Origin of the sequence: Paenibacillus sp. J31TS4 (genome assembly GCF_018403265.1) — a bacterium.
Lineage (GTDB): Bacteria > Bacillota > Bacilli > Paenibacillales > NBRC-103111 > J31TS4.
In genome coordinates this window covers 1-19783 of sequence record NZ_BOSI01000002.1, presented here as the reverse complement: position 1 = coordinate 19783, position 19783 = coordinate 1, and the positions used below count along the sequence as shown (strand labels likewise).

The 19783-nt window shown below is 52.4% G+C and carries 24 protein-coding genes and 1 pseudogene; 7 read left to right on the top strand and 18 right to left on the bottom strand.

What is annotated here, in order from left to right:
- The first annotated feature begins 292 nt into the window (after positions 1–292).
- A complete protein-coding gene (locus tag KJS47_RS10955) occupies positions 293–523 on the top strand; it encodes a WYL domain-containing protein (RefSeq protein ID WP_213525097.1) in 231 nt (76 codons plus the stop codon).
- 58 nt (positions 524–581) lie between these two features.
- On the opposite strand, the gene KJS47_RS10950 is transcribed toward KJS47_RS10955, so the two are convergent.
- A complete protein-coding gene (locus tag KJS47_RS10950; protein ID WP_213525827.1) occupies positions 582–1139 on the bottom strand; it encodes a TetR/AcrR family transcriptional regulator in 558 nt (185 codons plus the stop codon).
- A 212-nt stretch (positions 1140–1351) separates the two neighbouring features.
- Between KJS47_RS10950 and KJS47_RS10945 the strand changes: the two genes are divergently transcribed.
- The gene (locus KJS47_RS10945) at positions 1352–2281 is read left to right on the top strand and encodes a DsbA family protein (protein WP_213525096.1); all 930 of its coding nucleotides are present in this window, start codon (positions 1352–1354) and stop codon (positions 2279–2281) included.
- An 87-nt stretch (positions 2282–2368) separates the two neighbouring features.
- On the opposite strand, the gene KJS47_RS10940 is transcribed toward KJS47_RS10945, so the two are convergent.
- The 4 genes from KJS47_RS10940 to KJS47_RS10925 all read right to left on the bottom strand — a co-directional run bounded on the left by KJS47_RS10940 (position 2369) and on the right by KJS47_RS10925 (position 5762).
- Positions 2369–3127 (bottom strand): alpha/beta fold hydrolase, encoded by a 759-nt coding sequence (locus KJS47_RS10940; protein ID WP_213525095.1) that lies wholly within the window; start codon positions 3125–3127, stop codon positions 2369–2371.
- A 181-nt stretch (positions 3128–3308) separates the two neighbouring features.
- Complete coding sequence (locus tag KJS47_RS10935) at positions 3309–3719, bottom strand: GNAT family N-acetyltransferase (protein ID WP_213525094.1); 411 nt, start codon at positions 3717–3719, stop codon at positions 3309–3311.
- A gap of 232 nt (positions 3720–3951) precedes the next feature.
- Positions 3952–4353 carry a VOC family protein gene (locus KJS47_RS10930; protein ID WP_213525093.1) on the bottom strand — a complete coding sequence of 134 codons (402 nt, stop codon included), beginning with the start codon at positions 4351–4353 and terminating at the stop codon, positions 3952–3954.
- A gap of 113 nt (positions 4354–4466) precedes the next feature.
- Positions 4467–5762: a phosphotransferase gene (locus KJS47_RS10925; RefSeq protein WP_213525092.1), complete on the bottom strand. Its 1296-nt coding sequence runs from the start codon at positions 5760–5762 to the stop codon at positions 4467–4469.
- 336 nt (positions 5763–6098) lie between these two features.
- Between KJS47_RS10925 and KJS47_RS10920 the strand changes: the two genes are divergently transcribed.
- A complete protein-coding gene (locus KJS47_RS10920; protein WP_213525091.1) occupies positions 6099–6518 on the top strand; it encodes a GNAT family N-acetyltransferase in 420 nt (139 codons plus the stop codon).
- Between the two features lie 41 nt (positions 6519–6559).
- Positions 6560–7024, top strand: a complete 465-nt coding sequence (locus KJS47_RS10915) for an arsenate reductase/protein-tyrosine-phosphatase family protein (RefSeq protein ID WP_213525090.1) — start codon at positions 6560–6562, stop codon at positions 7022–7024.
- A 55-nt stretch (positions 7025–7079) separates the two neighbouring features.
- Here the strand turns inward: KJS47_RS10915 and KJS47_RS10910 are convergent, their stop codons facing one another.
- The 5 genes from KJS47_RS10910 to ssuE form a co-directional block, all read right to left on the bottom strand.
- Positions 7080–7820: an alpha/beta hydrolase gene (locus tag KJS47_RS10910; RefSeq protein ID WP_213525089.1), complete on the bottom strand. Its 741-nt coding sequence runs from the start codon at positions 7818–7820 to the stop codon at positions 7080–7082.
- A gap of 228 nt (positions 7821–8048) precedes the next feature.
- On the bottom strand, positions 8049–9449 hold the full coding sequence (locus KJS47_RS10905; RefSeq protein ID WP_213525088.1) for a protoporphyrinogen oxidase: 1401 nt from the start codon (positions 9447–9449) through the stop codon (positions 8049–8051).
- A 121-nt stretch (positions 9450–9570) separates the two neighbouring features.
- Positions 9571–9771: a DUF6199 family natural product biosynthesis protein gene (locus KJS47_RS10900; RefSeq protein WP_213525087.1), complete on the bottom strand. Its 201-nt coding sequence runs from the start codon at positions 9769–9771 to the stop codon at positions 9571–9573.
- A complete protein-coding gene (locus KJS47_RS10895; protein ID WP_213525086.1) occupies positions 9762–10772 on the bottom strand; it encodes a phosphotransferase family protein in 1011 nt (336 codons plus the stop codon). The genes KJS47_RS10900 and KJS47_RS10895 overlap by 10 nt, the downstream gene beginning before the upstream one ends.
- A gap of 118 nt (positions 10773–10890) precedes the next feature.
- On the bottom strand, positions 10891–11424 hold the full coding sequence (gene ssuE / locus KJS47_RS10890) for an NADPH-dependent FMN reductase (RefSeq protein ID WP_213525085.1): 534 nt from the start codon (positions 11422–11424) through the stop codon (positions 10891–10893).
- A 469-nt stretch (positions 11425–11893) separates the two neighbouring features.
- Between ssuE and KJS47_RS10885 the strand changes: the two genes are divergently transcribed.
- Entirely contained in the window at positions 11894–12832 is a 939-nt protein-coding gene (locus KJS47_RS10885) for a phosphotransferase enzyme family protein (protein WP_249716305.1), read from the top strand.
- Positions 12833–12931: 99 nt separating this feature from the next.
- On the opposite strand, the gene kduI is transcribed toward KJS47_RS10885, so the two are convergent.
- Positions 12932–13765 (bottom strand): 5-dehydro-4-deoxy-D-glucuronate isomerase, encoded by an 834-nt coding sequence (gene kduI / locus KJS47_RS10880; RefSeq protein ID WP_213525084.1) that lies wholly within the window; start codon positions 13763–13765, stop codon positions 12932–12934.
- Positions 13766–13942: 177 nt separating this feature from the next.
- Here kduI and KJS47_RS10875 point away from each other — a divergent pair, with 177 nt between their 5' ends.
- Both KJS47_RS10875 and KJS47_RS10870 read left to right on the top strand, forming a co-directional pair.
- A complete protein-coding gene (locus KJS47_RS10875) occupies positions 13943–15256 on the top strand; it encodes an aminotransferase class I/II-fold pyridoxal phosphate-dependent enzyme (protein WP_213525083.1) in 1314 nt (437 codons plus the stop codon).
- A 110-nt stretch (positions 15257–15366) separates the two neighbouring features.
- Entirely contained in the window at positions 15367–15891 is a 525-nt protein-coding gene (locus KJS47_RS10870) for a GNAT family N-acetyltransferase (RefSeq protein WP_249716303.1), read from the top strand.
- Positions 15892–16024: 133 nt separating this feature from the next.
- Here KJS47_RS10870 and KJS47_RS10865 read toward each other — a convergent pair whose 3' ends face one another.
- The 7 genes and pseudogenes from KJS47_RS10865 to KJS47_RS10840 form a co-directional block, all read right to left on the bottom strand.
- The gene (locus tag KJS47_RS10865; RefSeq protein ID WP_213525082.1) at positions 16025–16552 is read right to left on the bottom strand and encodes an RDD family protein; all 528 of its coding nucleotides are present in this window, start codon (positions 16550–16552) and stop codon (positions 16025–16027) included.
- Positions 16553–16967: 415 nt separating this feature from the next.
- Positions 16968–17423, bottom strand: a complete 456-nt coding sequence (locus KJS47_RS10860) for a DinB family protein (RefSeq protein ID WP_213525081.1) — start codon at positions 17421–17423, stop codon at positions 16968–16970.
- A gap of 44 nt (positions 17424–17467) precedes the next feature.
- On the bottom strand, positions 17468–17971 hold the full coding sequence (locus KJS47_RS10855) for a P-loop nucleotide/nucleoside kinase family protein (protein WP_213525080.1): 504 nt from the start codon (positions 17969–17971) through the stop codon (positions 17468–17470).
- Between the two features lie 222 nt (positions 17972–18193).
- Positions 18194–18571 carry a RidA family protein gene (locus KJS47_RS10850; RefSeq protein WP_213525079.1) on the bottom strand — a complete coding sequence of 126 codons (378 nt, stop codon included), beginning with the start codon at positions 18569–18571 and terminating at the stop codon, positions 18194–18196.
- Positions 18572–18714: 143 nt separating this feature from the next.
- Positions 18715–19053: a tyrosine-type recombinase/integrase gene (locus KJS47_RS24080; protein WP_249716301.1), complete on the bottom strand. Its 339-nt coding sequence runs from the start codon at positions 19051–19053 to the stop codon at positions 18715–18717.
- A gap of 10 nt (positions 19054–19063) precedes the next feature.
- Positions 19064–19555, bottom strand: a complete 492-nt coding sequence (locus KJS47_RS24075; RefSeq protein ID WP_249716299.1) for a tyrosine-type recombinase/integrase — start codon at positions 19553–19555, stop codon at positions 19064–19066.
- A gap of 144 nt (positions 19556–19699) precedes the next feature.
- A pseudogene (locus KJS47_RS10840) lies at positions 19700–19783 on the bottom strand (dihydrofolate reductase family protein); the annotation flags it as partial.

Here is a 19783-nt window from a genome sequence, read left to right as displayed (position 1 = left end):
ATTCGCATCTAGACGTTCGTATACAAGGCGTTCGCATCCAGGGGCTATGTAGAGACTGATCGCATATAAGGCGTTCGCTTCCGAGGTTTCTATGTGAGGCTGTTCGCCCGCAGGATGTTCGCATGCTCGCAAGGGCTCCCGCTGCGCCACTTCTCGACTCCTGGACGCGCCCTTACGGCCTCACGCGGAAGGGCCGTTAGCAAATGCCGCCAATAGCCGAATGCCCATTGAATAATCCAACTTCGTCAGCGTATAATAGGAACAAATGTTCCTATTCGGAGGCGAACAAGAGATGCTCAATTTCTCCTCGTACATCGGACGCGTCGTCATGATCATCTACATGGACCGGACCGGCAGACTCAGCCAGCGGCACATCGAGGTCCGGTCCGTCACGGATACCACCGTGAGCGCCTTCTGTCTGGCGCAACGCGCTCCACGGGTCTTCCTCCGCGACGGCATTCTGTCCGCGCTCCCGGCGAAGCAGGCAAGCGTATCCGGCGCCGTAAACTCAAAGAAAGATTAGCTGGTCCCCCTTTCTGTTGGGGTACTCTTTAGGAACGAGTTCCTCCTCCCTGCAGATTTCAACTCTTCAGTCCGGACATTAGATAAGGAATCGCCAATTTGATATAGTCCTCCGGCGGAACTTCCCTTGCACTTCTTCTCCACTCAACAGAGGCTCCATAAATTCCCCAGCTGAGCAGGACGGCAGTCATGTTTAGTGCTGCATCCTCTTCCGTATTCTTCTGCGTTAGCAGCATTTGATAAAAAATGACTTGGAGCTGTTCCCTAATAATACGAGCTATCGTATCCTCGTATCCTCTGTGGCAGCGATTGGACAGAGAAGTTTGAAAGTTCGTGATGGCCGTGAAGATTCGAACAAGGGAATCTTCGTCCGGTTCTTTCCCCTTGAACCAATGACTATCCAAATTTACGAATAAGACTTCGGATAACGCCTTTTCCAGCAGGTCATATATATCTTCAAAATGATAATAAAAGGTGGCACGATTAATCATTGCCTCTGCCGTAAGATCCTTAACCGTAATATCCTTGAATTCTTTTTTGCCGGAAAGCTCAATGAAAGCGTCCATAATTAATTTGCGGGTACGAAGGACACGGGGATCCGTCTTTGATGAAGTCATAATTGCTGCCCCTTCCCGTTTTTTCAACAATATTGTCCCTTTGTCGGATAAACGACAGATCCGAGGAACTATTGGTATGGTTACGTTTTATTATTTACTAAACTAAGGTGGCAAGCAACCTTCAGGCATGAACAAGCTTGTTAGGAGAACGGAGGGCAACTGAGGGAACGATTTGTTTCCTTGTCCAGTTGACATGCAAAGGAGGAAAAAAAATGAATGCTGCGAACCCTATGATGTGTGATCTAAGAACAGGCGTATGCGGAGAAGCCGGGCCGGAGGAAGGAGAACTCCTTGATTGGAACCGACCAAGGACAGCCATCGAGCTTTATTATGTGACAGATCCTATCTGTTCTCACTGCTGGGCGCTTGAGCCGGTTCTTCGCCGCTTTTTGATGCAGTACAGCGAGTATTTCACCAGCCATACGGTGATGGGAGGTTTGCTGGAGAAGTGGGGGGACGGGCCGGTCGACCCTGCGAATGGAATTAACGGACCCGCGGATGTCGCCGGACACTGGAGAGAAGTGGGAGACCATTCGCGGATGCCGATTGACGGGTCGCTTATGATCGACAATCCGGTGGAATCCTCCTATCCGCCTTCTCGCGTTTTTAAAGTCATCCAAAGCAAGCATAACGAATCGTTGGCAGTTGACTATTTGCGCCGCGCACGAGAGGCTCTGTTCGCCTTTAACCAGAACATTTCCCATACACCCGTACTGATTGAAATCGTTAATCAACTTGGACTAGATGGAGAAGCCATCGTGAAGGAAGCGGAACAGGGGACCGGCCAGTCCTTATTGGAGGAAGATTTCCGTCTTGCCAGCAGCCTTGGTGTCAGAGGGTTTCCAACGATCATCCTGATGAACGAGGAGAAAAAAGGATTAAAGCTCGTAGGTGGTCGTCCGTTGGAACACTACGTAGCCGGATTAAAGCAAGTTCTGAATGTTGAAGAGCTACAACCCAAACCTCAGCCCTCCTTCTCCAGCTTGCTTCAGACAGAGAAGCTATTGTTTTCAAAAGAAATTGAAGTGATGTATGATGTGGAACCAGCGGGCGTTCTCGCATTTGTAAAGAGGGAAGCCTTACCAGGCAGTTACCGAATAGGAGAACTGCTGGGAGAAACCTATTTTACTGTTTTAAACTAGAACAAGGGAAGGGCGAAACCATTGTGGTCACGCCCTTCCCTTGTTCCTGCCTGCCGAGCCCTTATTCTGTTGAGGAACGCTCAACCATCAAACAGGCAGTTCGAAAAATTGTTTGAGATGAGCGAGCAGTTCCACGGGTTGTGCCGAAATATACGAGGCATGATCACCCGGTACTACGACAAGACGGGTGTGAAGGAGCTCCGCCATCTCATGAGCGTACTCCATGCGAATAAGATCATCGGTACCCACAATAAGCAGGACAGGCGCCGCTATTTGCTGCAGCTGCATCGGTTCCAGAAAATCCTCTTTGCTCCCGCTATTGGCCATCTCCTCGCCTTTGGCGATAAGTTTGGACCAGTTTTCAGGATGCGGAGCGACACGTTCGTATTCCTGCTTCATGATGGGGGGAAACCCTTCTGCCGATGCATGTTTAATCCCTTCGACAACAGCGGGAAAATAGCCGTCCATACTATAAATGGTCGAAGCTAGCGCCAATTTCCGGATGAGATGAGGATTTGCATTCGCCAGGTGCAGGGCGACCGTTCCGCCGGCACTGTACCCGAACACATCCGCTTTCTCAATTTCCAACTGACGCAACAGCTCAGCGGTATCCCGCCCCATCTGAGCAAAGCTTAACGGACGGTCAATGTCCGCGGTATGCCCATGACCCTGCTGTTCAACCAATAGGACCTGACGATGTTGAGCCAAATCAGGCAATAAGGGAGCGAACATGCCCGCAGTCGTAAACTGACCATGGAGCAAGACGAGAGGTTCGCCGCTCCCGTGGATTTCATAATACATCGTAAGTCCGTTTACGTTTTTGTACCCGCTTTTTTTCTCACTCATGTTTAAGCCTCCTCTGCACTTCCGCCTTGAAATGATTTCTCTTCAATAGTAGTACAGCAGGTGGATTCAGGTTTCTTTTGGATTGCTTACCTTCCTGAGCGGAATAAACATTGCTCTATTTATCTGCCCGTACGTTACAAAAAAGCACCCGTTCTCTTCAGCCGGCTGCCGGGTCCGGTCATTATATCAAGGTTTTGGTCAGGATTATTTCCAATGGCTCATTTTCGAGTAATAAACACCCTGCGTCCCGATATCCTAACTTTCTGTAAAAGTGTTGCGCCTCTTCATTTGCCTGAGTAGATGTCATGACCAATTTAAAGCCCTTTTGTTTCATTTGATCTTCCCAAAAGAGGACAACTTGCTTACCTACACCCGTGCCTCGATATTGTTCATCTACCCAAATCATATTCATGAAAGGGGTGTTGTCCCAAAAGTATCCATATCTCATCCATCCGATAGAACTTTCATCTTGGTTCCGCAGTATGTATATTTCGTTCCCTTTAATTTTGGATAGTATTAAGCTCTCTGAAATATGATGGTCACGTTCACGTATGTATCCATAGTCTGTATCCGCTGCAAGGACAATCTTCACCTCTACTCCCCCTCTTACACATTTGTAAATTACACTACTTTTCATTCCATTTCAGGAAGAACAGATTTCGTTGTCCCCATCCCTTCTCCCTCTCCGTTGCCCAACATAATAACAAAGCGGCCGACACAAGGGCCGGCCGCCTGCGGTTCTTCGATTGTTCCTTCCCTCTATCTATGTTAAATCGATAACAGGCGAATGGGTTTCTTATGTATTGCGCATTTGGTCGGGCCCCTCAAGAGACGGCATCCTTGGCAGGTTCCTTATCCTCCGCGGCGAAATACCGGTTACCGTCAGGATCGGCGAAATAGAGCCACCAGCCGCACCCGCCGGCGTCCTCCAGCATAGCCGCGCATCCGCTTTCGATCAGCTTTTGCTGCAGCTCCCGAATCCGTTCGCAATAGAAGCCGACAACGTAGTTGTCCTTTTCTTCCGAAGGGAGGCCGAGCCGCGTTTGGTCGGTTGTTTGAATGAGATGGACGGAAGCCCCCCGCTCCGGAAGGGACAATAAAGCGATAGTAGAGCCGGGAGAGATCGGTTTCTGAAGCTCAAAGCCCAGGACGTTGACGTACCACTCTACGGCTGCTTCCAGATTGGAAACAGGCGCTTGATGATGAATGACCGTTTTCAGGCCCATGCGTTTTCCTCCTTTTGTTTGAGGGAAGAGCCGCGTTCGGTTCCTTCTCCGCTCGCCATGCTTCCCCAGAGTCTCACTCGTAGATCTTATGGTGAGCCAAGACGGCCAGGCCTTCATCCAGCCAGCCGGCTGCGGATCATCGCTGCCAGGTTTGCCACCTGCTCCTGCGGCAGGGCGCCGGATGCCGAGGACCGGGCCGCCATGGGGACGTACCAGGCTCTGATCTCCTCCTCGGTCATCCCCGACAATTGGCAGTACTCGCCCAGGAAGACTCGATAGGCCGCCTGGCGAGAAGCTTGAAAAAACTGAACGACCTCGGCGGGCGTGTCCGGAGGCAGGATGGCATATTCGATCATGACGCATACCTCCGCCACATCCGCCGCCGGGTTGCCGAGCGAGGCGTGCCTCCAGTCGATCATGATCGCTTTGCCGTCCGTATCTCTAATGATCAGATTGCCCGGATTCGTATCGCCGTGGCACAGCTGCCGCTTGGCCGGCAGCCGGTCGATATACGCATGAATACCCGTCAGCTCTTCCTCGGTGAACTCGGCGGGACGGCCGATAATGGCCTTCAATTGATTCTTCTGGTCGGCCACGATGCCGGGGACCGCTGTCCGGTGAATCTCGTGAAGCACCCTCGCGCACTTGCGCAGCTCGTCCCCCATCTCGCGGAATGCATACAGATTGGCAAACAGCTGCTCCACGAGCGTTTTTCCCGTCACCTTCTCGTAAACAATCCCGGGGCGTCCTTCCCAAGTGATCATCTCGTACGGCCGTGGGGCGGGCAGCCCGCCCTCCCATACGGCGATGCTGTTGTTGTACTCGGCCTGAATCCCTTTTAGCGAGATTCCCGGGTGAAACCATTTGACGACCCGGTTCCCTTCTCCCCATTCATGTACCTCGCAGCACGATCCGGCTGCTACCCATTTGCCAAGCATGGCTTGTCGGCCTCCATCCCGGATAGGTTTATCAGCAAGGGGAACGAGGATTTCCGCTTGATACTTGCTTTCCTCTTGTCCAAACCGGAATACCTCGAAGGAAACGGATCCGGCATGGCTCTGCATGCCATTGTCCCTTAAAAATTGCTCAATCAGCCCGTACGGTTCATCGCCGTTTGCCTGAACCTTGACATACCGGTTAGCGGGCACTTCAAACCCGATCATGCCGTCCGGAGCGGATCGGTGATCCATTACTTCCATGCAGTAGAGATAGGTGAACAGTACTTCGTTTGCATAATGAACGCAGACATAGGTGGTTTCATCCACCTTCCCTTGAATTTCGCCTATTCTGTCCATGAACTGCTGACGCGCTTCCCCAATCCCGTTTACATCTTTCAGGGGAGAGGTGACCGCAATGCCGACATATTTTCTCTCTTTTAACGGAACGACTTCTATCTGGGCTTTCCCCACTTCGCACCGTCCTCCTTGCTTTCGATAGGTTCTAGTTCCATTCGAGGGCCACCCATAATTTTCCTTTCATTTGTCGAACTATTTTTCGTTACCAGAACTTCATTCTATGGTTCCATCTTTACCTTAATGTTGTATAATCGTGGAAACCAATTTCTGGAGGGCGTTCTGTGAGAAATAGAAGCTGTGCAGCAATTGTACGTAACGATTCCATTCTGATGATCCGCCAAACTTACAAGGGCAACACCTTCTGGACCTTTCCTGGCGGTTCTGACCCGGAATTATCTTATAGGTACTAACTCGGGAATATAGAAAACTGGATTCGGGAGAGATTCTTGTATGGAGGAACTGAAAGTACGGATTTGTTCTGATGAAGATTTGGACCTCCTTGCCACACTTAATAAGCAGCTCATTGAGGATGAACAGCATGACAATAAAATGAATATGGAACAGCTAAAAGATAGAATGAGGACGTTTCTCCATACAGACTATACCGCTTATCAATTTGAAAAGAACGGGCAAGTGGTTGGCTATGCATTGGTAAATCGGACGAGACAGCCTTTGTATTTAAGGCATTTTTTTATATGTCGAGAAAGTAGAAGACAGGGATATGGAAAATTAGCATTTATGATGCTGCTTGAAGCATTGGGTACGGAAAAGATGGAGATCGAAGTCATGCACTGGAATCATGTGGGACATTCCTTTTGGAAATCCCTTGGTTTTCAAGAAAGAAGCATTTCTATGAGATTGGGCGAATGAGTAACCTGCGCCAAGCAGAAGCCTGAGGGGAGCTGGAGAGCGTGAACGTTCTGTTTGTTTGTACCGATAATTTTACGCGGAGTGTGATAGCCGAATATTGCATGAAGGATGTTCTCCGGAAAACGGGCAATGCCTCGATTACCGTTAGCTCTGCCGGCATCCGGGCAGATAGTGATGTTAGCAAGTACTCGGACCTTCATTTTCAAATCTTGACCGGCATGCAGATCGACACCTCCGATTTTAGAAGAACACCCTTTCGGGAAAGCAGTTTTGAAGAACAGGATGTCATCCTAGCGATGAGCGACCTTCATAGAGACTTTATTAAAGAGCATTACAACCGGGACGTTCCTCTGTTCAACGAGGTCTACAATGGCCAAAAAACAGCCGTAACGATCGGCTCTCCGGAGAGCGGGGATTTTGCTGAGCAGATGCACCGCTTGGTGAACTATTTCTATGAAGCCATGCCTAGCCTAATCGAGAACCTGCAAAAAAGAGCCGCTCCATAAGAGCGGCTCCTTGCTTCTTCTATCCACTTGTATCGCCATGCGTACCCGGCTTTCGTTACCAGCTTAACGTTTCTAGGAACGTGTGCACATCTTCGTAGACCTGTTCCCGTTCCTTGCCTAGGGTCAGAATGTGGCCGGATTGGTCATACCACTTCAGCTGCTTCTGCTCGGAACCGACGCTCCGGTAGATAAGCGGGGCGCTCTCGCGATAAAGCACGTCGTCCAGCATGCCCTGCATGACCATTGCAGGAGAGAGGATGGCCCCGAGCTTCCCGCTCGTCTCCACGATCGTCCGCTGAATCTGCTTCAAAAAGGGCATCGGCGTCCGCTCGAGCTCTTCCAGCTCCCCTGCGATTTGAGCGTCGCCCTTGCCTTCGAATTTCTTGTACTGCTTGGCGTACTGGGTGACACGCAGTGACAAGTCCTCGATGCTCTTCGCCTGCATCGGGGCGCACATCGAAACCACCCCTGCCACTGGCAGTTCCGCCGCCGCCTTTAAGGAAAAGACGCCGCCCAGGGATACGCCGGCTACCGCTACTTGAGAGAACCCCTCCGCCAGCAGCAGTTGATAGCCGTCCTTGACATCCTCCCACCATTCGTCGGGCTCCGACGCGAGCAGCGCTTCCGGATCGGCGCCATGCCCTTGGTACATCGGAGCGTGACAGGTGTATCCCCGCTGGCTCAAGTACCTCCCCAAATTTCGGACGTCGACCGGGCTGCCGGTGAATCCGTGCAGCAAGAGAACGGCTTTTGCCCCTCCCCGGTAGGTGAACGGTTTCGGCGGAACGACTTTCATTAGCTAAGACCCCTTTGCGGCAAAAATGATTGTGTCTCTCTAGCATACCACAGTTCCCTCATGCCCTTAGGCACCCGCTCTATCGGATCTGCCGAACTCTGGGCGGCCCTGACATCGGGCACCCGAGACTTCGCGCGAAGCGCATGCAAAAAGAGCCGTCCCCTATAGGACGGCTCTCGACCAAAGTTGCTTGATGGAAAGCGTGCGAAGGACCAGCGTCTTCCCCGCTTACCCGCGCTCCGCCGCCAGCCGCTCCGCGATCCAACCCGCCGTCGCCTCTCCATTCGCAATGCAGTCCGGGATGCCGACACCGTAATAGGAGCAGCCGGCCAGGCGGACGTTCGGATACCGGTGCGCGACCTTCTCCTCAAGCGTCTGGACCAGCTCGTGATGCTTGATATGGTAGTTGGGCATCTGGTTATGCCACTTCGTTACGTTATGGGTGACGGGCCGACCGGCGATTCCCATGCTCCGCTCGATATCCCGGAGGCCCACCTCGAGCAGTTCCTCTTCGCTCATCCGCTGCAGCTCGTCGTAGCCTTCCTTGGTGCTCTTGTAGAACAGACGGACCAGCAGCCGGCGGTTTGCGGACGTATGCGTCCACTTGCGGCTCGTCCATGTACAGGCGTTGCACCGCAGATCGCCGTCCTCCGCCACGATGAAGCCTGTGCCGTCCAGCGGGAGCTCCTCGTCGGCGATGTCGAACGCCAGGTAGACGCTGATGAGCGAGCTGTTCCGCAGCTGGCCGAATTCCTCCTCGAGATCGGCCTCCGTCAGAAGCGACTGAGCGGCCGTGTGGGGCGTGCTGAGCACGACATAATCGGCTTCCAGCGCAGGGCGATTCGAGAAGGCGAGCCGGTACCGCTCTCCCGCTTTCTCCAGGCCGACCGCCCGGGTGCCCTTCCAGATGTGCACATCCGGCAGCTGGCGTTCCAGCTCGTCGATAAGGGCCGAGACGCCGTCTCGGAAAGACAGGAATTTCTTGTCTCCGTTCCCCTTGAATTTTTGCCGATTCTCGGCGAGCCCCTTCATGATGCTGCCGTACTGGTTTTTGTAGTCGAGCAAATAGGGCAGCGTCGAGGCGATCGTCAGGTCGCTCAGCTTGCCGGAGTAGACGCCGGAGAGCACGGGCCCGATCTGCTTCTCCACGAGCTCTGTCCCGAGGAACGCTTCGAGGAAACGCCCGACCGAATCGGTCTTCGTGAACGTCTCGTTCGGGGTATAGAAGTCCTTCAGCGCCTCCACCTTGCCCTCGGCGGAGACCAGCTCGCTCTTCGCGAGCGATTCCAGGCTGAGCGGTATGCCGAAGACGGCTTCTTCGGGAATCGGCTTCAGGCGGCCGTCCGCGTAGATATAGGACTTGCCTGTCGCGTTGTAGACGACCTCCTCCGTCATGCCCAGCTCTTCCAGGAGAGGTGCGACGTTGGTCTTGCGGGTCACGATGGAATCCGCTCCCGCCTCCATGACGAAGTCGCCGTCCCGCACCGTGTGAATCTTCCCGCCGAGCCTTTCCTCGGCCTCTACGACCGTTATCTCCGCATCCAGCCCGTTTGTCCGAATCGCCTTTTGCAAATAATAGGCGGCGGATAACCCGGTCACGCCGCCGCCGATGATGACCACTTGTTTCACTGCAATCCCACCTCTTACCGGGAATCGTTCCGTTCCGTTCCCTTGTCCTGCTCTTCAGTATACCATCTCGGCGCGGGAACGACACACGGCGATCCTGTGAACGGCGGGGCCAATCCATCTCCTACAACACCCATGCCGCCACTATTCCGCCGAGACCCGCCAGCGTCACCATCCCACCGCCGAAGCGGGTAGACAGAATGTACGTGTCCGAAGGCTCGGTCGCGTCCCCCGACTTCCAGCTCTCCGTGACGCTCCAGACCCAATCGGGCCGGCTCAGCATCAGCACGCCAGCCGCCACGAGCAGAACGCTGATCAGACCCATCCGTTCTCCTCCTTAATCGCGAGCGGATAATCCGCCAGCGTCCGTTCGATTCTCCCAATCAAATCTCGAATCCGCACCGGCGTATCCTCGGTGCAATGATTCAGCATGTCGCACAGGGCGACCAGGTCCTCCAGCCGTGACCGCAGCTCCCAATCGGCCGGCAGCCTCCCGCCATGCTGTTCGTACGAGCCGAGGAAGGCTTCGGTGAATCGGGATCCCCTTGGCTCATAACGCAGCAGATTCCCGATGTCCGCCATCGGGCTGCCCGAGAAGGCGAACTCCCAATCCAGCACGGCGGTTACCGGGCAGCCCGGCTCTTCCCGGTCGACCAGCACGTTCGGGCCGTTGAAATCCGAATGGATCAGCGCCGGTGGCCCACTCTGCTCCGCCAGCAGGGACGCATGGGCACGGCTCCACGCCCACAGCTCGTCGCGCTGCCGATCGCCCAGCCAAACGCCGGCTTTGCCCCGGAATAGGCTCTCCTCCAGGAACGCGAGGAAATTCCCTTCATTCATCGGGAACTCCTCGCGGATGGACAATGCGCCGTCAAGCAGACCCGCCTGCTTGAAGCCGAAGGCATGAATGCCCGCCAGCACTTCGCCTACTGACACCGCGGCTTGTTCCTTCTCCTCTTCGTCTCCGCTCTTCAGCACTTCCTTCAGCAGCGTTCCCCGCTTCCATTCCAGTATCGCCCACGGCCGCTCCCGGTGAGTGCCGCTGCTGTCCAGATAGACGAAGCGGGCCGTCGGCACACGCTCCTCGACCAGCCGGGCGATCGCCCGCTCTTTCTCCGCCGTCTCCGGACCGCTGCGATACAGGCGCAGCACATAGGGATCGGCATGCCCCTGGAGCCGGAGCTTGTAATTGGTGTTGCTGAATCCTTCTCCCAGCCGCTCGGCCTCCACTACCTGGGCCTCCGGCCCGAAGGCGGCTTCCGCCAGCTGCTGCGTCTCCGCGAGCTCCAACAGCTCGGAGTTGGTCCGTTCCCAGTTTTCCTTCACCGGCTTCCCCTCCTATCCGTTTCCCTTCCCGGACCAGGCAAAAAAAGACATGCCCGGCAGCATGTCTCTCTTCGTTGTCCGATTCTGTTCCTTGGATAGCTTAAGTCTTCGCTATCCCCTACAGCTTGGTGGCTGCCTTGACGAGCTCTTGGGCCGACAGCCGGAGCCGGGCCGCCACGCCTTCCTCGACATCAAACCGGCCGTCGTCCAGCCGGTTCACCTGCGAATCGACCGTATAGACGCCCTGCAGCTGGTGCTGGGCGCCGAGCGCGGCAAGCACCGGCTTCATCGCGTAGTCCAGGACGAGCAGATGAGCGAACGAGCCGCCGATCGCGAGCGACAGGGCGACTTTGCCCTCGAGTCCTTTTTGCGGGACCAGATCGAGGAACGCCTTGAGAACGCCGGTATAGGACGCCTTGTAGACGGGGGTGGCGACGACGACGCCGTCCGCCTCCGCGATGAGCCGGTTCGCTTCCTTGATCGCCGGACTGTCGAACTTGGTATACACCAGATCCTCCGGCGGCAGTTCCCGCACGTCGATCGTCTGCACGACGGCTCCCTGCTCCTTGAGCTCCTCGGCGACGATCGCGAGTACACCGGTCAGCCGTGATGTCGGCGACGGGCTTCCGGAGATGATGACAATGTTAGCCATAGTTTGGTTCTCCCTTCCTGTCTGTCTCTCTGCTCTCCATTATAGCGTAAGAGCAAGCCGTCTGCCTAACCCCGCTTGCCGTCAAAACCAGACGCTATTTATATCCAAAGGTTATGTGATTAATAAACCACCCAGTTGGAGTTCATTCCACAAAGCGAAAGCATAATTGTTGGCTATCTCAGGAATTCATTCAAAAAATGATTGTAAATTTCTTGATAATTTTAGATTGATTATAGACAAAGTTTCCCTAATATTGGTCTGGCATTTTTAGATAAAATGCCTATAAGGAAAAGCAAAGGAGTGAAGGATCAAATGGTAAACAAGGTGGTTATCCGTTCACAATGCGGGATTCTTTGCAACAATTTCGACTGGAGGAGATAGTATAACTTATAACGAGGTAGTAGAAATCAGCAACACCCATTTGCTTCCAATAGTATCAGAGCTATACGGATTGGAAGGCTATGAAATCATGCTGATTCCAGCCCATGGCGGAGGGCGGAATGTCGTTTTTACCTGCGAGAAAGAAGGCGAAGACGCAAACATACTCAGAATCTCTTTCTTGCCTGACAGGAGCCGGGAAGATTTTCTGGGGGAACTCGAGTTTGTGAGGTATTTATCCGAGCATGGCGGAAGTGTCTCGGATGTAGTCAGTTCCCTAGAGGGGAATCTGTTGGAAGAGATAGCCCGCAATAATCATACCTTTTTTATCTGCCTGTTTAAAAAGGCCAAAGGAAAACTACTTGTGGAGAATCATTATCGGTATCGGGAAGGAGTACCTATTACCGAATATTTTTATAATTGCGGTAAAGTCCTGGGGAAACTGCACCAATTATCGAAAGAGTATACTCCTGTCCATCGACGGTATAGTTTTTTTGATAAATATAATGCCGAATCTATCGATACACTGATACCCAACTCATTATCACTGCTTAAGGAGAAGCTGGTAGAGCTCCTTAGAACCTTAGAAGGATTGGATAGAGACCGTGAGTCTTTTGGTATGATCCATTTTGATTATAATGACGGGAACTATTCGATCGATTTTGATACCGGGCAAATCACCGTCTATGATTTCGATAATTCGTGTTTCGGCTGGTATATGTATGACCTGGCGGATCTCTGGACACATGGAGTGGGCTGGATACAATTTGAACCAGACGCGAGCAAACGCAAAAAGTTTATGGATGATTATTTTGAAACCGTCCTCGAGGGATACAGATCCGAGACCAGAATCGAACAGTCGATGCTGGATAAGCTGCCTTTCTTTATAAAGGTAACCTTTATGGAAGGGATCGTAGATACATTCGAGGGCATGCGGAACAACGGTGAAGATCCAGAGTGTGACGAGGACTTGTCGTATCTTATTAAATGCCTGGAAGACGACATCCCGTATAAGGGATTTTTTTCATGACATTTACTCGTGTGAAAACCCCTTTGAATATGAGTAACAAAATCGGAACGTGAACAGACGAACCCCCGACCGGACAGTCCGGACGGGGGGTCAATACTGCTATCTAAGATCCTGCATGGCGACCTTGTCCATATCGTCGAACTCCTGGTTCTCGCCGGCCATCCCCCAGATGAAGGTATAGTTGCTTGTCCCGACGCCGGAGTGGATCGACCAGCTTGGCGAGATGATCGCCTGCTCGTTCCTGACGACAAGGTGGCGCGTCTCGGACGGCTCCCCCATCAGGTGGAAGACGACGCCGTCCTCCGGCATATCGAAGTACAGGTAAATCTCCGAGCGGCGGTTATGCGTATGGCAGGGCATCGTATTCCACATATTGTTCGGCTTGAGCAGCGTCATGCCCATGACGAGCTGACAGCTTTTCACGCCGCCCTCGCGGATGAACTTGTAGATCGTCCGCTCGTTCGACTGGGCGATCGAGCCGAGGTGGTTCGGTTCCGCCTCGCTGATGCTCAGCTTCTCGGTCGGATATGTTTGGTGCGCGGGTACAGAGTTAAAGTAGAACCGGGCAGGCTGCGACGGGTCCGCACTGGCGAACGTGACCTTCTCGCTGCCCTTGCCGACGTAGAGGCAGTCGCGGGTTTCCATCTCGTACTCGGTTCCGTCTACGTTCACGATCCCCTTCGGTCCGATATTGATAATCCCGATCTCGCGGCGCTCAAGAAAATACCGCGACCCCATATCCTTCGCTTCGGCTTCGAGAAGAATCGGCTCCTGCCCCGGCACTACGCCGCCGACGATGAACCGGTCCACGTGGGTGTAAACCATATTCAGCTCGCCGGGGGCGAACAGGTTTTCCATCAAATATTCCTTGCGCAACCGTTCGGTGTCATAACTCTGCATGTCGGTTGGGTTTGTGGCATAACGAACTTCCATGATTCCGTTCCTCCCTCGTGCTTATGTAATGGCAGCGCTTACGAAAGCGCTTCAACTAGTGTATCACAAATCAGCGCAGGTTGTAATGGTCAGAACGAGTGACGATATCCCTGCAAAGTGATATAATAGCGCCAAAATCATCCGGTAACTAGCGGATTGGAAGAAAGGACTTGACCGATGAACGAGCTGGCCAAACAGTTGAACGATACGATCCAAACCGAGAACCCGAACATTTACGCGATGCTGTCCGGATTGGGACGCCAGATTTATTTTCCGAAGGTAGGCATTCTCAGCCAATCGGCGGAGGCCAAGAAAAAGGCGAAGCAGTTCAACGCGACGATCGGAATCGCCATCGAGAACGGAGCGCCGATGCACCTGAAGGTGATCCAGGATACGCTGTCCGCCTACGATCCCAAGGATCTGTACGAATATGCGCCGCCTGCCGGCAAGCCGGAGCTCCGCACCGCATGGCGCGCCAAAATGCTGCAGCAGAACCCTTCCCTCGAAGGCAAATCGTTCGGCAATCCCATCGTCACCAATGCGCTTACCCACGGGCTCAGCATCGTCGCCGACTTGTTCGCCGATGCAGGCGACGCCGTCATCTACCCCGACAAGAATTGGGAAAACTACGAGCTGACCTTCGGCATCCGCCGCGGTGCCGAGCTCGTCAACTTCCCGCTCTATAACGCGGCCGGCCAGTTCAACGCCGAAGGCCTCCAGGAAGCGATCCTCGCCCAGAAGGAGCGCGGCAAGGCCATCGTCGTGCTTAACTTCCCGAACAACCCGACCGGCTACACGCCCGACGCGGAAGACGGACGGCGCATCGTCGAGGCCATTCGTGCGGGCGCCGAGGCGGGCATCAACGTCATCGCCGTCACCGACGATGCGTACTTCGGCTTGTTCTTCGAGAATTCGCTCCACGAATCGCTGTTTGGCCAGCTGTGCGGCCTGCATGAGCGCGTGCTTGCCGTCAAGGTGGACGGCGCGACCAAGGAAGAGTATGTCTGGGGCTTCCGCGTCGGCTTCGTCACCTACGGCTCGAAGAGCCAGCCGCTTCTGGATGCGCTTGAGCAAAAGACGACCGGCATCATCCGTTCGACGATCTCGAGCGGCCCGCATCCGTCTCAGACGTTCGTGCTTCATGCGCTGCAGTCCCCGGAATATCCCGAGCAGAAGCAGCAGAAGTTCGAGGTCATGAAGCGCCGCGCCAACCGCGTCAAGGAGCTGCTTGACAGCGGCGATTTCGACGACGCCTGGAACTACTACCCGTTCAACTCCGGCTACTTCATGTGCCTGAAGCTCAAGACGGTCGACGCCGAGACGCTGCGCGGCCACCTGCTCGACCAGTACGGCATCGGCACCATCGCCCTCGGCGAAACCGACCTGCGCGTCGCCTTCTCCTGCATCGAGGAGGAGGATCTGGAGAGCCTGTACAAGCAAATTTACCAAGGCGTCAAGGATGTGGAGAAAGCGGCAGCCGCTGTGAAGTAACGGCGGCATCGGCAGCTTGTCTGCCGGAAACTGCCACTTTAGGAGAGACGCTGCCATCCCGGCAGCGTCTCTCGCACTTTCCAGCCGCCCTATAGGAGGGTAACCAACGAATGGACATTCACGTAAGAAAGCTGACGAAGGACGACGCGGATGCCTTCTGGCAGCTGCGTCTCAAAGGACTCCGAAGCAGCCCGGAAGCGTTCGGCTCCTCCTACGAGGATGCCGTCAAGCTGCCCCCGGAGGAAATCCAGCGCAGGCTCGGCATCACCCCGGACAACTACGTCTGCGGCGCGTTCTCCGACGAGGACAGGCTGGTCGGGATCGTCGGGTTCCGGCGGGAGAGCGCGCCTAAGCTCCGCCACAAAGGAATGGTGTGGGGCATGTACGTGGCGGAGGAAGCGAGAGGGCAAGGCGTTGCCCGCCGTCTCCTGTCCCGGCTGCTGGAGCATGCTGCGGCGCTTGACGGGCTCGAGCAGGCGATGCTGATGGTCGTGACGACAAACGAGCCGGCCGTACGGCTCTACGAGAGCCTCGGCTTCGCCCGCTACGGCACAGAGCCGAACGCGCTGCATGTCGACGGCCGCGCCTACGACGAGCATTTGATGGTCTTCCGGTTCCCGCGGGAGCAAGCTTAAGACGCGGACCGGCGAATAGCGGAACAGATCCTCGGACTGACCAAATAGCCTGGCTTCCGGCAACCCGCCGCAGAAGCTGGGCTATTGGCATTTAGCGGATAGAGGCGGAAGGCGTTTGCCGTCCTGTGAATCCTTAATTCTTGTATCGTATCACGGTCCCCGCAATAAGGTCATAGACCGTTTGTTTGTTTTTGCTCCACAACGGACTTATCAAATAGATCAGTACCAGAACGTAGACCACTGCCAATAAGGAATAGATTAATGATTCGGGGTAATCCGAGGGAAGTACCATGTGCCAAATGGTGAAATGGGCTAATTCCCAAGGGGCGAATTTGAGGGCAGAACGAACAAGCGAGGAACCTAGTCCGATTGATTGCCCGTACCTTCCAGTCACCATAATCCCCACTTTTCTTTTCCCCCATGTGGCGTGTGATCCCGATCCCTCGCATACGGCAAAATAAAGATATACAGGCAGCGTAAGGAATAGAAACCCAGTGACCTCGGCCAACAAAGGATTTGTCGTAAATAATGGAGCCAACAATGGCCGTATAAGATAAGAGATACCGATGAGCAGGATGATGTAGCCCGAAATAATAACATAATCCCACAAAAAGGCGATTATACGGGTGCCTAAAGGTACACTTCTTACCTCTCCATGCATACGTACAAACTCCCCCCTCTTTAAATATTACGAATTTCTAAGCTTATTGAACGATCACAACGTTTAAGACTAATTTAGTTAAGCTTAAAAGGCTGCCTTTTTCCTGGCAGCCTGGTGTCCTTGCATTATGTACCCGTTAGCGTAATGTCATGGTTTATTCCGAAACGGCAACCACATCCATTTGAACATTGAAACCAATAACACTTCTTAATTACGCGTTTCGTACATTTTCAAGTGTTTGCCTAATCTGTTCTTCCGCTGAACACTCAAGGGTATTGGGACCTTGTCCAGCAACATACACAGTATCTTTCACTCTAACCGCCTGGAAGCAGGCTAAACCAAGCGAGTTTTCTACGCCAAAATATTTCTTCAATTTCTTTCCCCCAGCTCTTGGTCTTTATTGGATTAGGACCAGTTAGAGCCTCGTGAACGTGATGTAATCGACTTGGACCGGTTCTGCCGATTCGATTCGAAGTGCCCGGTTGATCTGCCCCCGGTGATATTGCCCATGTAAGAGGACCTGCAACAGGATGTCCCGGACGGACGTTCGGAACGGAATCCCGCTCTGGCTCGCATAGTCGATCATCTCGTCCAACTCGGATTCCTCGAGCCCTTCGATATAGACGCGATATTGCTCGGTGTTTTCTTCGAACATCGTCCGGATCGCCGTCAGGTCTTCCGCTTCCTCCCACAACGAATATTGCGCGCTGCCCTTGCCCTGCAATCGGGACAGCCAGACACGTTCCGCGACCGCAACGTGCCGAACCAGCTTCAGAAGGTCCTTGTTCTTCGTACCACTCTCCTCGAGTGCGTCCAAGATGCGTCCGTCCGCCCAGTACAGGTGATCCATCATGCGCTTGATCGTCTTCATTTCGGTTTCCCCCTCTTCGTCTCATCGTTTACTTGAATCTACTGTTACCCGATAGTTGAATCGTTAGAGGAATCAAGTTCTTCTGATGAAGGTGGCTCAAATACGTTTATCCATTCTTTAAGCTTCGCTTTTGGTATGAAAAAAGTCCCTTCTGTATGGATATTATTTCTAGCTTTTAAACGTTCAAATAACACTTCTTTAGGCACATCAACAAAATGAATTTTAAAGTCAGCTCCTAGACGTTTGGCTCTAGAACGAAACTCGTCTCGTTGACTTCGAACCCAACATCCAAAATCAAGGATGACATCAACTCCAAGAGCCAACACTCTAGCCGCCACATCCCACATTAGGGATTCTACTGAATCATGTCTAAAATCATGCTTAGCTTCTTCAGATTCCGTCATGTTATCTCCGAAATCATGCCCAAATAATTTGATATGCCATTCATCGGGAGTGAGGCGAAGTGCGGAGTATTTGGTTTCGAGCTGCCGAGCCAGAGTAGTCTTACCGCTACAAGGGAGACCAACCATTAAATGAAGTGTCGCCACGTGATTCCAGCTCCTTATTTAAACGGATTTTTACAGAATGTTTTGCATGAACCTACCTCTAGTTCAGCGGGACATCTAGCAAATTGTATCATTAATAACAAAGAGGAATAAGGCGACTTTATTTATAACTAATCTCCCTATTAGCTGAATAGGCTGCCTTCCGGCAGCCTGGTGTCCTTGCATTATTGTGCTCGTTAGCTAAAATCGCTGCAAAGAAAATAACTACGAAATAATAGCTATTGCGTCCATTTGCACCATAACGGGACCCATATTTGCAGGGATTATCGTTCTTGCGGGATATGGATGACTAAAATAATCCTTATAGATTTTATTGAAGGAGTCAAATTCGGCACCTTCGCCTAGAACAACTGTTACTTTGATAACATCTGATAACTTCGCCCCAGATGCCTCTAAAATAGCTTTCACGTTTTCCAAAGTCCGCCTGGCCTGATACTCCAGCGTATCGCTGCTGCATATTCCCGTATCTGGCTCGAAAGGGCCTTGTCCAGCGACATACACGGTGTTGCCGACCTTGATTGCCTGGGAATACGGCATTCCGCCAGGTTGTTGCGCTTTGTCTGTTAAGATGATTTCTTTCATTGTCGTCTCCTGCAAAATCCCCACACCTCACTTCTCGATTTTGATGATGAATTCATCTCCTTAATATATTTGAATGTTCCCATAAAAATCCTTTTCCATTTTTTGAACTATCCTGCCCTTTAGTTCAGCGGGGCCCCTGGCCCCTAAAAGAACCGCCTATATAACTCCCGCCGACGCTCCCCGCGTAACTGAGCGTAAATCTGCGTTGTTGATGCCTTCTCGTGACCCAGCATTCCTTGTATAAAATCTAACGGAGCACCATTATCAAGTAAGTGACAAGCGTATGTATGACGAAAGCGATGAGGATAAACGTTAACCGCAACCTCTTCACGAGCTGCAAGCTTCTTAACCGAATAACGTATTGTGGGTATGGCCAATCGTCGCACAGGAAGGGTTTCCGTCACAAAAAGGGCTTTGCAAGAATCTTCTCGACTTTTAAGGTATTTCTTTAACCAGACTTTACATTCGGTTGTAAAATACACTTCTCGTTGCTTAGAGCCCTTCCCGTGCACAATTGCGGAGCAACTTTAACCAGTTGATATCCTCAACATCTAACTTATGAACCTCGCCTACGCGACAGCCAGTACAATATAAAAACGCCAGGAGCGCGTGCTCGCGCGGGGAATCACAGGTTATCTTGAGATTAATCACATCTTCTTCAATCAAAAACTTCGGGATCCGCTTTTCCATTTTGGGTTCTCTGAGCTTTGCCGTAGGATTTCTAACAATATGTCCTTCTTCAATCGCAAACCTAAACAGAGATCGTATGAACCGTATGCGGTGACCTAAACTGCTTGGTTTTAACCGTTGCGATTGCTTTGCTAAATATGCTTTCAGCAAGTCCAATGACACTTCTTCGACGTTTAAATTTCCAATTTCACGGGTCAATACTTTAAACTGAAGGGAATAAGCTTTTAACGTATGTGGACTAAAACCCATAATGCGTTTGTCATCGTACAACGTCCAGAGATCAGTCATTTTCATAAAACAAAACCCCTCCCAAGGCTAGTTACTATTAGTTTCGCTATATTTGGGAGGGGTTAATCCGTATTTCAACTAATTTGTTAAACCAGTGTTATTCGTTTAGTTGAAGAAGTGACAATTACTATCCAGTATTTCCTGATGATATTATTCTTTCTCATTCAAATGATAGATTAGTTGCACAACGCCAGAGGAGAATGTTCTTGTATTAACCATTTTTAAATTCAACCT